General features: G+C 49.0%; 10 protein-coding genes and 2 rRNA genes. 5 read left to right on the forward strand and 7 right to left on the reverse strand.

What is annotated here, in order from left to right; all coding sequences use genetic code 11:
* Nucleotides 1-210: 210 nt before the first annotated feature.
* The 5 genes from MHB85_RS04350 (at nt 211) to MHB85_RS04370 (ending at nt 5,610) form a co-directional block, all read left to right on the forward strand.
* Nucleotides 211-3,136, forward strand: a 23S ribosomal RNA gene (locus tag MHB85_RS04350).
* Nucleotides 3,137-3,219: 83 nt separating this feature from the next.
* A 5S ribosomal RNA gene (gene rrf / locus MHB85_RS04355) occupies nt 3,220-3,336 on the forward strand.
* A gap of 187 nt (nt 3,337-3,523) precedes the next feature.
* Nucleotides 3,524-4,147, forward strand: coding sequence for a deoxynucleoside kinase (locus tag MHB85_RS04360; protein WP_017690540.1), 624 nt, complete (start codon nt 3,524-3,526; stop codon nt 4,145-4,147).
* Complete coding sequence (locus tag MHB85_RS04365) at nt 4,144-4,800, forward strand: deoxynucleoside kinase (RefSeq protein WP_192132572.1); 657 nt, start codon at nt 4,144-4,146, stop codon at nt 4,798-4,800. Before MHB85_RS04360 ends, MHB85_RS04365 begins: the two co-directional genes overlap by 4 nt.
* Before the next feature lie 327 nt (nt 4,801-5,127).
* The gene (locus tag MHB85_RS04370) at nt 5,128-5,610 is read left to right on the forward strand and encodes a hypothetical protein (protein ID WP_223199847.1); all 483 of its coding nucleotides are present in this window, start codon (nt 5,128-5,130) and stop codon (nt 5,608-5,610) included.
* Nucleotides 5,611-6,166: 556 nt separating this feature from the next.
* Here MHB85_RS04370 and MHB85_RS04375 read toward each other — a convergent pair.
* The 7 genes from MHB85_RS04375 to MHB85_RS04405 all read right to left on the reverse strand — a co-directional run bounded on the left by MHB85_RS04375 (nt 6,167) and on the right by MHB85_RS04405 (nt 13,276).
* Nucleotides 6,167-6,910, reverse strand: a complete 744-nt coding sequence (locus tag MHB85_RS04375) for a MerR family transcriptional regulator (protein WP_192132574.1) — start codon at nt 6,908-6,910, stop codon at nt 6,167-6,169.
* 303 nt (nt 6,911-7,213) lie between these two features.
* A complete protein-coding gene (gene thiE, locus MHB85_RS04380; RefSeq protein ID WP_192132576.1) occupies nt 7,214-7,879 on the reverse strand; it encodes a thiamine phosphate synthase in 666 nt (221 codons plus the stop codon).
* Nucleotides 7,879-8,691, reverse strand: a complete 813-nt coding sequence (gene thiD / locus MHB85_RS04385; protein WP_192132578.1) for a bifunctional hydroxymethylpyrimidine kinase/phosphomethylpyrimidine kinase — start codon at nt 8,689-8,691, stop codon at nt 7,879-7,881. Before thiD ends, thiE begins: the two co-directional genes overlap by 1 nt.
* Nucleotides 8,688-9,500: a hydroxyethylthiazole kinase gene (gene thiM / locus MHB85_RS04390; RefSeq protein ID WP_192132580.1), complete on the reverse strand. Its 813-nt coding sequence runs from the start codon at nt 9,498-9,500 to the stop codon at nt 8,688-8,690. Before thiM ends, thiD begins: the two co-directional genes overlap by 4 nt.
* 981 nt (nt 9,501-10,481) lie before the next feature.
* Nucleotides 10,482-11,555, reverse strand: coding sequence for an ABC transporter substrate-binding protein (locus tag MHB85_RS04395; protein ID WP_192132582.1), 1,074 nt, complete (start codon nt 11,553-11,555; stop codon nt 10,482-10,484).
* A 154-nt stretch (nt 11,556-11,709) separates the two neighbouring features.
* Entirely contained in the window at nt 11,710-12,522 is an 813-nt protein-coding gene (locus MHB85_RS04400; protein ID WP_411735834.1) for an ABC transporter permease, read from the reverse strand.
* Nucleotides 12,509-13,276: an ABC transporter ATP-binding protein gene (locus tag MHB85_RS04405; RefSeq protein ID WP_192132584.1), complete on the reverse strand. Its 768-nt coding sequence runs from the start codon at nt 13,274-13,276 to the stop codon at nt 12,509-12,511. The genes MHB85_RS04400 and MHB85_RS04405 overlap by 14 nt, the downstream gene beginning before the upstream one ends.
* Nucleotides 13,277-13,362: the final 86 nt, after the last annotated feature.

The following is a 13,362-nucleotide window of genomic DNA, read 5'->3' on the forward strand; positions in this document are numbered from 1 at the left end:
CTTGCTTTTGCATGGAGCTTGTTCTTTGAAAACTAGATATCGAAACGAAACAAACGCGAATTAGAACATTCCTTTTTAGCTGAACTTGTGTTAAACAAGTTTAATAAATTGGTACTTAATTGCTTTTGCGATGGTATTGGATGGGAGTGACTTTTGGCTTTGGACGTAGTCCAAAACAAGGGAAGCGAGCAGCCAAAACCGGAGCAAACTGGTTAAGCTACTAAGAGCACACGGAGGATGCCTAGGCGCTAGGAGCCGATGAAGGACGTGGCGAACAACGAAACTGCCTCGGGGAGCTGTAAGCAAGCTTTGATCCGGGGGTGTCCGAATGGGGAAACCCAGCTGGGGTAATTTCCAGTTACTCACAACTGAATACATAGGTTGTGCAGAGGCATACCAGGGGAACTGAAACATCTAAGTACCCTGAGGAAGAGAAAACAATAGTGATTCCGTCAGTAGCGGCGAGCGAACGCGGAGAAGCCCAAACCAAGGAGCTTGCTCTTTGGGGTTGTGGGACGTCTCACATGGAGTTACAAAGGAGTCAGTTAAACGAAGAGGTCTGGAAAGGCCCGCCAAAGAAGGTAAAAGCCCTGTAATTGAAAGTTGACTCTCTCCGAGACGGATCCCGAGTAGTGCGGGGCACGTGAAACCCCGTATGAATCCGGCAGGACCATCTGCCAAGGCTAAATACTTCCTAGCGACCGATAGTGAAGCAGTACCGTGAGGGAAAGGTGAAAAGCACCCCGGAAGGGGAGTGAAATAGAACCTGAAACCGTGTGCTTACAAAAAGTCAGAGCCCGTTTTAGGGGTGATGGCGTGCCTTTTGTAGAATGAACCGGCGAGTTACGTTCCCGTGCAAGGTTAAGGTGAAGAGCCGGAGCCGCAGCGAAAGCGAGTCTGAATAGGGCGACTTAGTACGTGGACGTAGACCCGAAACCGGGTGATCTACCCCTGTCCAGGGTGAAGGTGCGGTAACACGCACTGGAGGCCCGAACCCACGCATGTTGAAAAATGCGGGGATGAGGTGGGGGTAGCGGAGAAATTCCAATCGAACTCGGAGATAGCTGGTTCTCCCCGAAATAGCTTTAGGGCTAGCCTCGGAAAACAGAGTCGTGGAGGTAGAGCACTGATTGGGTGCGGGGCCCGCAAGGGTTACCAAGCTCAGTCAAACTCCGAATGCCATAGACTTACTTCCGGGAGTCAGACAGTGAGTGCTAAGATCCATTGTCAAAAGGGAAACAGCCCAGACCATCAGCTAAGGTCCCCAAGTGTGTGTTAAGTGGGAAAGGATGTGGAGTTGCACAGACAACCAGGATGTTGGCTTAGAAGCAGCCACCATTGAAAGAGTGCGTAATAGCTCACTGGTCGAGTGACTCTGCGCCGAAAATGTAACGGGGCTAAACACACCACCGAAGCTATGGCTTGATGCAATGCATCAGGGGTAGGGGAGCGTTGTATAAGGGTTGAAGGTGTACCGTAAGGAGCGCTGGACATTATACAAGTGAGAATGCCGGTATGAGTAACGAAAAGATCAGTGAGAATCTGATCCGCCGAAAGCCTAAGGGTTCCTGAGGAAGGCTCGTCCGCTCAGGGTAAGTCGGGACCTAAGGCGAGGCCGAAAGGCGTAGTCGAAGGACAACAGGTCGAAATTCCTGTACCACCGTAAGCCGTTATGAGCAATGGGGGGACGCAGTAGGGTAGTGACGCGGACTGATGGATGTCCGTCTAAGCAGTAAGGCTGATGTGTAGGCAAATCCGCACATTGTAAGGCTGAGCTGTGATGGGGAGCGAAAATTGTAGTAGCGAAGGTCATGATCTCACACTGCCAAGAAAAGCCTCTAGCCAGGTGAAGGTGCCCGTACCGCAAACCGACACAGGTAGGCGAGAAGAGTATTCTAAGGCGCGCGGAAGAACTCTCGTTAAGGAACTCGGCAAAATGACCCCGTAACTTCGGGAGAAGGGGTGCCCCGGTAGTGTGAATAGCACGAGGGGGCCGCAGTGAAAAGGCCCAAGCGACTGTTTAGCAAAAACACAGGTCTGTGCGAAGCCGTAAGGCGAAGTATACGGGCTGACGCCTGCCCGGTGCTGGAAGGTTAAGGGGAGTGGTTAGGAGCAATCCGAAGCTGTGAACCGAAGCCCCAGTAAACGGCGGCCGTAACTATAACGGTCCTAAGGTAGCGAAATTCCTTGTCAGGTAAATTCTGACCCGCACGAATGGCGTAACGACTTGGGCGCTGTCTCAACGAGAGATCCGGTGAAATTTTAATACCTGTGAAGATGCAGGTTACCCGCGACAAGACGGAAAGACCCCATGGAGCTTTACTGCAGCTTGATATTGAATTTGGGTACGATCTGTACAGGATAGGTGGGAGCCTTTGAAGCAGGAGCGCCAGCTTGTGTGGAGGCAACGTTGGGATACCACCCTGATCGTATCTAGGTTCTAACCTGGTACCGTAATCCGGTGCGGGGACAGTGTCAGGTGGGCAGTTTGACTGGGGCGGTCGCCTCCTAAAGAGTAACGGAGGCGCCCAAAGGTTCCCTCAGAATGGTTGGAAATCATTCGAAGAGTGCAAAGGCATAAGGGAGCTTGACTGCGAGACCTACAAGTCGAGCAGGGACGAAAGTCGGGCTTAGTGATCCGGTGGTACCGCATGGAAGGGCCATCGCTCAACGGATAAAAGCTACCCTGGGGATAACAGGCTTATCTCCCCCAAGAGTCCACATCGACGGGGAGGTTTGGCACCTCGATGTCGGCTCATCGCATCCTGGGGCTGAAGTAGGTCCCAAGGGTTGGGCTGTTCGCCCATTAAAGCGGTACGCGAGCTGGGTTCAGAACGTCGTGAGACAGTTCGGTCCCTATCTGTCGTGGGCGTAGGAAATTTGAGAGGAGCTGTCCTTAGTACGAGAGGACCGGGATGGACGTACCGCTGGTGTACCAGTTGTTCCGCCAGGAGCACCGCTGGGTAGCTATGTACGGACGGGATAAACGCTGAAAGCATCTAAGCGTGAAGCCCCCCTCAAGATGAGATTTCCCAGTATGTAAGACCCCTTGAAGACGACGAGGTAGATAGGCTGGGGGTGGAAGTGCAGCAATGCATGGAGCTGACCAGTACTAATCGGTCGAGGGCTTATCCAAATATGCAAGTGATAATTCGCATGTTTCGTTTCGAATCTAGTTTTCAGAGAACAACAACTCTGAAATGTAAGCACAGCTATGCGTTTGGTGGCGATGGCGGAGGGGTTCCACACGTACCCATCCCGAACACGACCGTTAAGCCCTCTAGCGCCGATGGTACTTGGACCGCAGGGTCCTGGGAGAGTAGGACGCCGCCAAGCAATAGGAAGACACACTTGAATGATTTCGAGTGTGTCTTTTTTTTATTTTAATGTAATTAATAGTCCCGATTTGACTTGTTATATACATAAAATACTGGCGTTCCAATCCTTAAAGCTGTGATACAATAGGTGAGGTCTATATAGAAAACGGAAACACGCATAAGTACGAGGAGGAAAAGTGAACACGATGAAATCAGCCCCGTTTATTGCCGTGGAAGGTCCGATTGGAGCGGGGAAAACAACGCTGGCAACGATGCTTTCCCATGAATTGAATCTTCCGTTAGTTAAAGAAATCGTAGAAGAGAATCCATTTCTGGCTTCCTTTTATCAGGATATCGACGAGTGGAGTTTCCAATTGGAAATGTTTTTTCTGTGTAATCGGTTTAAACAACTGGAAGACACGGGCGCTCATTATGTAGAGCAGAATACCCCAGTCATTTCAGACTATCATATCTATAAAAATATGATTTTTGCCGATCGTACCTTAAAGGGAACGAAACGGGATAAGTATCGTCAAATCTATCATCTGTTAACAGATGATCTGCCAAAGCCCAATCTGGTGCTCTATATTGAAGCTGAACTCGATACGTTGATGTACCGCATTAACAAGCGTGGACGCTCATTTGAGCAGGACATGGACCCGGCATATATGGAACAACTGATCGCCGATTACAAAACAGGCATGGACTATCTGGCAAATAGCTCAAATCCACCAGTAATCATTAAGGTCAATGCAGAGCAACTCGACTTTGTGGAACATCCTGAGCACTTCAGGCAGATTGTTAATCAGGTAAAGGAGTATATCATATGAATAACTATGGCATTCCATCGAATGCATTAATTACGGTAGCAGGTACGGTTGGGGTGGGCAAATCCACGTTAACGGCTGCACTTGCGCAGCGTTTGAATTTCAAGACCTCTTTGGAGCAAGTCGATCACAATCCTTATTTGGAGAAGTTCTATCATGACTTCGAGCGTTGGAGCTTCCATCTGCAGATTTATTTCCTGGCAGAGCGCTTCAAGGAACAGAAGAAGATTTTTGAACTAGGTGGGGGATTCGTTCAGGATCGTTCCATCTATGAAGATACGGGCATTTTTGCACAAATGCATGCAGATCAAGGAACCATGTCTGCTACAGATTTCGAGACATACAGCAGTTTGTTTGAAGCGATGGTAATGACACCGTATTTCCCACATCCAGATGTGCTGATTTATCTGGAAGGCAGTCTGCCTTCGATTTTAAACCGAATTACGGAACGTGGACGCGAGATGGAAATCCAAACGGATCGTTCATACTGGGAGCACATGCATGAGCGCTATTCCGTGTGGATTGATCAGTTTACGGCTTGCCCTGTGCTACGTCTGAACATTGATGAGTATGATGTGCATGATCCGGCATCGGTGGATGCCATTTTGGCACAGATTGCAGCTGTCATTCAGCCTTCCAAGGAAGTACAAAGGTAAGATAGATAGAGCTTTTCAATGTAGTTTTCTCGGTTACATTGGTTATATCTATGATACAGATATGGACAACATCCCTTCTACGGCAATTATGCTGTTGGAGGGGTGTTTTTTATGTGCCAAGGGAATGATTATGAGATGTTTGTGGATAAAACTAAAATGATATATTCGAGCGAATAAGGAAATAGATGCTTAATATATCTTTTCTATTATATAAATACATGGTCACCAAAAGTAGAAAAATGTTGAATAATAGGTCTTTTTGTGGTTTCATAGGAAAGGTGAATTCTGGAAAAGAAGCATATGCATGACTCAGGAGGGAAAGACAACGTGGAAGAGAAACAAGGAGTTAAAATCGGTATGCCGATCATTGGTGGTTTAATTGCAGCCATTCTGGGAGGCATCGTATGGGCAGCTATTGCTGCAATGACCGAGTATGAGGTGGGACTAATTGCGATTTTGATTGGAGCTCTCACGGGCTACGCAGTTGTGTTGTTCTCCAATAAACAAATTGCAACGGTACATAAGATTATTGCCGTACTGTTTGCGCTTGTTGGCATTTTGTTGGGGAAATATCTGACGGTCGTATATTTTACTTCCGAACTGTTTGGTGATGTAAGTGTGATGGAACTTGTGTTTGATAGCGAGATGATCAGTGCGTTTGTGGAAACCTTTCAGGAGTACTTCAGTCAACCGATTGATTTGTTATTCATCGTGCTTGCGATTGTGTCTGCATGGCAGATTCCTGGCCGGATGGCGAGAACCAGTCTAGCTACGGATGCATCTTCATCGGATCACGCACCAAGAGCTTAATGAGATAGACGGTGGACGCTGGTAGCAAAATGAAGAACGTTTGACAGAAGAAACTTAATATCATCTTCCTAAGCATCTGGTGAAACGGTTATATCGAAGGACTAGGAGCAGAAGAAAAATGTAGTAAAGAGCAATCTACGTTAATTCATAAAGTACTCAGAGTGAGCAGCAGTTAGGCATGTTCACATTGCGGCTGAGTTACTTGGATATACAAAAGGGACGATACGCCTTAGGGCGTACGTCCCTTTTGTATATCCACTGGGTAGTGAGTGGGATACGACTCATAACTTTTGCAACAACTCGGATCGATTTAAATTACTTACCACATAACCCTAGTATATATCCAACATGTTCATAAGGTTAATTACAAGAAAGATGTGGTCACCCCAGGAGGTAGGTTCAAATATCCCAAGGGTCATTTACTGCGAATAAAGCTGATGACGAGAATATTTTACCTTTTCAGGACAGGGGGTAACTTCCAGACTATCGTTTACAGTGCACATCTGACAGCAATGAGAGTTGAATAATACTGAATGTGATCGAAGACAGGGCTATATTATTTGTTTTGGTCAGCAAATACAGCCATAGCATCTCTCATAAATACTGCCAAACCATCGCCAAACTGATCAATATTACGCGTGAAGCGTTCATCGTCCACGTACATCTGACCAAGTCCTCTGAAGGCTTCAGGCGAGTAGTTTCCCATTTGGTTTAGCCAAGTGTACCACTCTTTGATGCCAGACTGTGCCTCGGCAGAAGCTGGTTCTGTGTGACGAAGTGAAGCCAGATGTTTGTAGATCTTGTTCATTTGATCTGATAGAGCCTTCTGATCTGTGGTTGATTTACTGTGCAGCTTCTGATTTGCGTGATCGACGGCATGGTCTCCCCAACGTTCCCGCGCTTCTTGTTCATACGGATTCTCGCTAAAGTCAAATCCTTCGAATTGTTCTTTGGCTGTCATTTTAATTTCTCCTTTCACGTGTAAAACCGTTCTATCAATGGTAGCAATCATCTGGTCCAAGCGTCGGCGCTTCTCCAGCAGTATAAGTCGATGCATATTAAGTGCTTCTTCTGGATTGAAGGAGGGGTTGTTTATAATGTTTTTGATCTCCTTCAGAGAGAAGTCGAGTTCCTTGAAAAACAAAATCTGCTGTAACCGTTCCAGGTCGGCATCTGAATATAATCGATACCCGGCAGAAGTCACTTCGTCGGGGGTTAATAGTCCGATCTCATCATAGTGATGCAGTGTGCGCACACTGATCGAGGCAAGTTCGGCAACTTCTTTTACCTTCATGGCCATGTGTGAAACCTCCTTACAACATCGATTGTACAGTGTCACGTTACGTGAGAGTCAACCGTTGAAAATGAAAAAACAAGATGCAAGCATGGAGGCTGCATCTTGATCATGGATTGGTGAATAGATGTGACTGAATTATTGTATCATCCAGTCACTGGAGGGGAGCGGATGCGCTTCTAAGTCGAAGACATAGACTGCCGCACCGCAGGGGGAGGCTCCTCTGTTATGGAGAGGAGAGCGAGCGGTTATGGGCCGCACCATGTATTCGGTGCAGCCCATGGGGCTGGCAGTGCAGGGATAGCAGGGCTACGCCTGCATCCCGCGCACTGCCGCAGCGAACTGTGCAGCCGCTGCGCGCACATCGGCCGCGCCCGCGATGGCGGAGATGACGGCTACGCCGTCGGCTCCAGCCGCCATCACGGCGGCCGTGGTATCGGGCGTAACGCCGCCGATACCTACAATCGGAACTGCGATGCCTGCGGCGCGCAGTTCCGCCACCCCTGCGGGGCCCAGCACAGCGTGGGCGTCCGCTTTGGAGCGCGTCGGGTACATGGGCCCGACGCCAAGGTAGTCGGCGCCCGCCTGCACGGCACGGCGCGCCTCATCCACAGAGTGGGCGGATACGCCAAGCATCCGCCCATCTCCAATACGGGCGCGTACCAGCGCCGCGTCCGCATCTTCCTGGCCGACATGCACGCCGTCGGCCTCCACCGCTACAGCCAGCTCCACATCATCGTTCACGATGAACGGGACTCCGTGCTGGCTGCACACCTCGCGAAGCCGCATCGCAAGCGTGATGCTAGCTTCGCCGACCAAGGCGCCAGTTCCCTTTTCACGGAACTGGAACAGCGTGATGCCGCCAGCAATGGCCTGGCGCAGCACTTCCACAGGGTCTTGCGTTGTATTGACGCTGCCCATCACCAAATACACCTTCATCGCGCGTTGTACCGCTTCTGCATCCCAAGGGCGCATCACTGCTCACCCCGCTGTCTGCGCTGATATGCAAAATGATTTGTCGGCCCATGTCCGGCCCCAATCCCCAGCTCATCTTCGATGGCTGCCTGAATGAATGCTCGCGCGGTCGTAACGGCAGCCAGAACAGGTGAACCCTTGGCTAACTCTGCGGTAATGGCCGCAGAGTACGTGCATCCTGTTCCGTGTGTATGACGTGTTACTACACGAACATTCTCCAGATAATGAAAAGACTGCCCATCGTAGAGCACATCAACGATCATGCCACTTCCTTCATCATGACCACCTTTGACCAAAGCATACGTTGAGCCCATCTCTACAATCCTTCTCGCGGCTTCTTCCCGCTGACTTAGATTCGTGATGGACATTCCGGTAAGCAGTTCGGCTTCCGGAATATTAGGTGTTGTGATCAAGGAATGGGGCAGCAGCTCCGTAACCAGCGCTTGGACAGCTTCCTGCTGGAGCAGGGGAGCGCCGCCTTTGGCGACCATCACAGGGTCGATGACCAGATTAGACCAACGGTAATGCTGCCATTTCTCAGCCACTAGACGAATAATTTCGGCACTATATAACATGCCGGTCTTCGTTGCGGTTGGTTGAAAGTCTTCACCCGTCGAGTCCAATTGCTGGGCAATGCCATCGTAAGGGATGGGAAAAACGCCCTGCACACCTGTGGTATTTTGGGCAGCAATAGCAGTGATAACAGTCATGCCGTATGCGCCAAGCTCCTGGAATGTTTTCAAATCAGCCTGAATTCCTGCACCTCCCCCGTTATCAGAACCTGCAATGGTTAGCGCTTGAGCAATGCTCATATTGCACCTCCACGGATCTGACGGATTTGTGCGCGTTCTGCCAAGAGGTCTGGTGTTACTTGTGCCAGTTGATTCAACAATTCAATCTGGAAGCTGCCCGGCCCCTGATGAGCTGTCCGCTCTGCCGCCAGTTCAGCCGCTACACCATAAAACGCGAGCGCTTCAACAACACTGCCTAGAAGATCGGCTCCGGATTCCGCTATGGCTGTAAAAGCACCAATCACCGAACTGAGCAGACAGCCAGCACCTGTGACCTGAGTGAGCAGGGCATGACCATTACTCGTAAGGAATGTGGATTGTCCATCAGTAATGATATCTTCTTTTCCGGTAATGACCACAACACAGCCAAGTTTATGAGCTGCCCGCTCCGCAATTCCAATCCGGTCACCTTCACCTGATCCTGCGTCCACACCTTTAATACTCCAGCTCTCACCGATGACATTGGCGACTTCCGCCACATTGCCGCGCAGCACCGTGAGGCGAAGCTCACGAACGAGCATCTGCACGGTTTCTGTACGATAGGTGGTCGCACCAGCTCCAACCGGATCAAGCACCACAGGCACGTGATACGCATTAGCCGATTGGCCTGCCAGACGGATCGCCTGAACGACTTTGTCATCGAGTGTACCGATGTTGAGTACCACGGCTCCTGACATCTTGGCGACATCAGCGACCTCTTCATGAGCATAGGCCATAAAAGGGGACGCACCTAGTGCAAGCAGACCATTGGCTGTGAAGGGAGCCACGACAAGGTTGGTGATATTTTGTACCAGCGGATTTTGCGTACGAACACGTTCCAGATAAGACATATAATTTCCTCCTTGTTATGAAGTAACCCCATCGGCGGAAGTCCGATATCTGGAGTCACTCAGCAGAATAATAGAATATGAGTCTCCTTGTTGAGTTGGGGCGCAGAGTCTAACAACAGCCAGATGCATTAATGCGAGAAAAGCAGAAACGTAAAATCCAAATTAATTTCATAACTCACTAAAAAGGGTTTTTTTGTAACAGGATATAGACAAATTGAATCATTCTGATCGATATCTAGCCTTGATTGAAATAGCTAAAAGGTAGATTCATATAAAATGTAAATTCGCAGATAGACAACCGTACAGCTACGAAACAGTACAAAACGAAACGATACAAAATACAGAAAGTGAACCCGGGTCTTTCTCCAAACTCAGGCAAGAGATAGTGTGATGGATGTTAGCGTCTAACCAGTGTCTTGAAGTCCAGGCTGGTCGATACCCAACTGATTGGGGCACGACTGGTCAGACGGTGTTTCTAAAGAACCCAGGACATCTTATTTGGCTGTCAAATCCTACTTTTGAAATCTAAGGAACGTCAGACACGTTATTTCCCAGAATCTCCTGACCAAAACGCTGCAAACAGCTATTTATTCTGATATAACATGTTTCAGGTTCTTTAGATTTCTGCAACCGCTACAAATCCCTGAATAGGACGCCTCAGATTCGTTAGCGCTCGCTGCATGCTCTACTCCAAGCACATTAAGGAGCTAGCTCCCGGAAGGTTTGAAGATATGCGCTAATGTTCATACCAAATTCATACCAACAAGCCACCAAAACGCATATCAAGCTGCTCTGATGCACATCAAATCACTTTGGCTTGTTAAAAATTCTGATTCTCAGATGCTTGCTTCAGGGCAATTCCATTTCGCAAAACTTCCTGCATCCGATCCTAACGTTTCTTGCTAACTTTGCTTTTGATGACATTGCTTTCATTCCCTTGCGTTCAGTCACTTTTCCTTTATTCACGTTGCTCTCCTTTATTTACTCTCCTTGCAGATTAATAAAAGCATCCTCGGCTTTCACCGATTCAGGAATCAGATCCTGTTCAACGAGCCAAGCACGTACATTCTCCCATGATTCCATTTCCTGCCGACCAAACGGTTGGCCTTCTTCATTCATAAGTGGCAGTAGAATAGTAAGGCTTTTGGTTTCGACATCCGGGTCAAGCGGAGACGTTTGATTCTCATGAGCGAGCAGAATATTCAAGGCTTCTTCTGGATGCTCAGTCACATATTTTTGTCCTTCCTGGACCGCTTTGACGAACCGGGTAAGCTGTTCTTTTTTTGCTTGAATGCCAGCTTCACTCGCAGTCAGGACCAGTTCATAATAATCAGGTACGCCATAATCGACGGGGTTAATTGATTTCATGGAGTGTCCTTCTTTCTCCAAAATCAATTGTTCATGGTTAATAAAACCACCCATAATCGCATCCGCCTGTCCGGAAGCCAGTGAAGGAATCAGATCGAATCCAACGTCGACCAGATTCATGTTATCTGGGTTGCCACCATCGTGGCTGATCATCGTACGAACCATCGCTTCATACAGCGGAATTGAAGAATACCCGACAGTTTTTCCGTCAAGATCTTTGGGTGAACTCACGTTGCCATTGGCTTCGGTCAATAGATGAACAAGCGGGTGCCGAACAACAGCAGCAATAGATCGTACAGGAATGGTCTCGCCACGCGCGAGCAAGATTTGGGGCTGGTAGCTTAAGGCCAGATCAATTTTACCGGCAGCAACAAGTTTGAGTGAATCATTGGTATCCGCAGGCATCTGAATTTCGACATCCAGACCTTGGTCTGCGAAGTACCCTTTTTCCTGAGCCACATAGATGAAGGAGTGTACTGCATTCGGGTACCAGTCGAGCATGATGGACAGTTTATCTTTGGCGTCTGATGCTGGTTCGGTTGCAGACTTGTCTGTTTGTTGTGCATTGGTTGCAGAGTCTGTTGTTGGCGTGTTACTGCTGGTATTCGTGGTGCTGCATCCACTGACTATCAGCAAAAGGCTAATGAGCATGATGGGAAGCAGGGAGTGTATGCCTTTATTATTCATAATGGAAGTTCCTCATTTCATTGTTTAAGGTTTGTAGGAGAAGAACAGCAGGATGTTAACGGACAACGTGATGATTGAAACATAACTGATGATATGTGAAAAAAGTGTTTGGAAATCATACTTCCTATCATTAAATCGGATTCACTCTCCAAGATTATCCGTTCTTTCTTTTGCCTCCATGACGGCGTGTGTTAAACCGTTTCTCCAGCCAGGCAATCAATATAAACAAAACGATCCCAAGCAGGGATAACAGCACAATAGCGGCAAACATCGCGTCCGTGTTCATGTTGCTGGACATACGGCGGCTGAAGTATCCGAGACCTTTGCTGCCACCGAGCCATTCGCCAATCGTTGCACCAACCACGCAGTACACCACAGACATCTTTAGCCCCGAGAAAAAAGAGGGAAGGGCAAGTGGAACCTGGAGTTTGCAAAAAATATCCCACTTGCTGGCGCCCATGGTGAGCAGCAGTTCACGCTGTTCTGGATCGCCTTGGCGAAGTCCATCGTAGGTGCTGACCACAATGGGGAAGAAGGCGATCAGGAACACCACGGCGACTTTGCTCCACAAGGTATAACCAAACCACAGGATGAATACAGGGGACAGGGCAATCAGTGGTATGGTTTGACTGATCACGATGAAGGGATACAAGGCCTTTTCAATCGATCGGTTCATATGCATTCCTGTCGCTAGCGTAATTCCAGTCACTATGGACAAGCCAAAACCAACAATAACCTCCATCAAGGTAGCAGGCAGATGTGTAGCCAGCAGGAGGTAGCGATGCTCATACAGGGAGCTGGCAATCGCCGTTGGGGCTGGAATGATGAAGGAGGGCACCCATCCCATACGCACAATCCACTCCCAGAAGACAAGCAACAAGAGCAGGAGCCAAAGAAACAGACCATAACGGGCAAGCCAACGCCTTACGCTATCCTTCATGCAGTCTCCCAAGTTACCTTCTCGCATGCAATTGTTCCTCCAGTCGTCGTCTCATCTGAACGAGCGCCGGTTCATAGATCATGTCCGAATGTCTTGGACGTGGCAAAGGTACCGTCAAATCCTGTAGCTGTTGGCCTTGGCGCCCCGGAGTTAACAGGATAATCCGATCACTGAGCAGCAGCGCCTCTTCAATGTCATGCGTAATGAACAACACGGTTTTGCCAAAGCCCTCCCACAGTTCCAACAACCAGCGATGCATCTCCCGTTTGGTTAAGGCATCGAGTGCGCCGAATGGTTCATCCAGCAGCATGAGTTGGCCACCTGTCAGCAAAGTACGAAGCAGCGCGACACGCTGGCGCATGCCACCCGATAGCTCGTCTGGGTAAGCATGCGCGTAGCCGGATAGGCCAAATCTGTCGAGCCCAGCCAGAATGTCCGCGCGAATTCTCCCCTTATCCTGCCGCTCTGGAGCAAGTTCAGCGGGGAGCATGCAATTCTCCATGACGGTTCGCCAGGATAACAGGAGGTCCTTTTGTGGCATATAGGCCACCTGCCCCAGTCGCTTTCCTTCAGGGACCCAAGGAATTTCTATGGTTCCATGGGTTGGCTCAAGCAGGCCTGCCAGCAGCTTGAAAAGGGTGCTTTTACCGGAGCCGCTGGAGCCGATAAGCGAGACGAATTCGCCGTTGGCTACACGCATCGACACATTGGAGAGCACGGGGGAATCCCTTTTTTCCGGGAAAGCGTAGCTCATGTTGTGAATGGTTATGTTATTATCCATCTCGTTTTGTCCCCCCTTGTTATTCCAAATTCAACTTCAAACTACGGGATCTTTAATTACACCTTCTGATCTGCCCGCAGAACGCG

It is taken from the genome of Paenibacillus sp. FSL K6-4396, assembly GCF_038002525.1.
GTDB classification, from domain to species: Bacteria; Bacillota; Bacilli; order Paenibacillales; family Paenibacillaceae; genus Paenibacillus; species Paenibacillus amylolyticus_B.

Coding starts and splice junctions, on each gene's coding strand:
- MHB85_RS04360 (WP_017690540.1), top strand. CDS start 3,524: ATGAAATCAGCCCCGTTTATTGCCGTGGAAGGTCCGATTGGAGCGGGG.
- MHB85_RS04365 (WP_192132572.1), top strand. CDS start 4,144: ATGAATAACTATGGCATTCCATCGAATGCATTAATTACGGTAGCAGGT.
- MHB85_RS04375 (WP_192132574.1), bottom strand. CDS start 6,910: ATGGCCATGAAGGTAAAAGAAGTTGCCGAACTTGCCTCGATCAGTGTG.
- thiE (WP_192132576.1), bottom strand. CDS start 7,879: ATGCGCCCTTGGGATGCAGAAGCGGTACAACGCGCGATGAAGGTGTAT.
- thiD (WP_192132578.1), bottom strand. CDS start 8,691: ATGAGCATTGCTCAAGCGCTAACCATTGCAGGTTCTGATAACGGGGGA.
- thiM (WP_192132580.1), bottom strand. CDS start 9,500: ATGTCTTATCTGGAACGTGTTCGTACGCAAAATCCGCTGGTACAAAAT.
- MHB85_RS04395 (WP_192132582.1), bottom strand. CDS start 11,555: ATGAATAATAAAGGCATACACTCCCTGCTTCCCATCATGCTCATTAGC.
- MHB85_RS04400 (WP_411735834.1), bottom strand. CDS start 12,522: ATGCGAGAAGGTAACTTGGGAGACTGCATGAAGGATAGCGTAAGGCGT.
- MHB85_RS04405 (WP_192132584.1), bottom strand. CDS start 13,276: ATGGATAATAACATAACCATTCACAACATGAGCTACGCTTTCCCGGAA.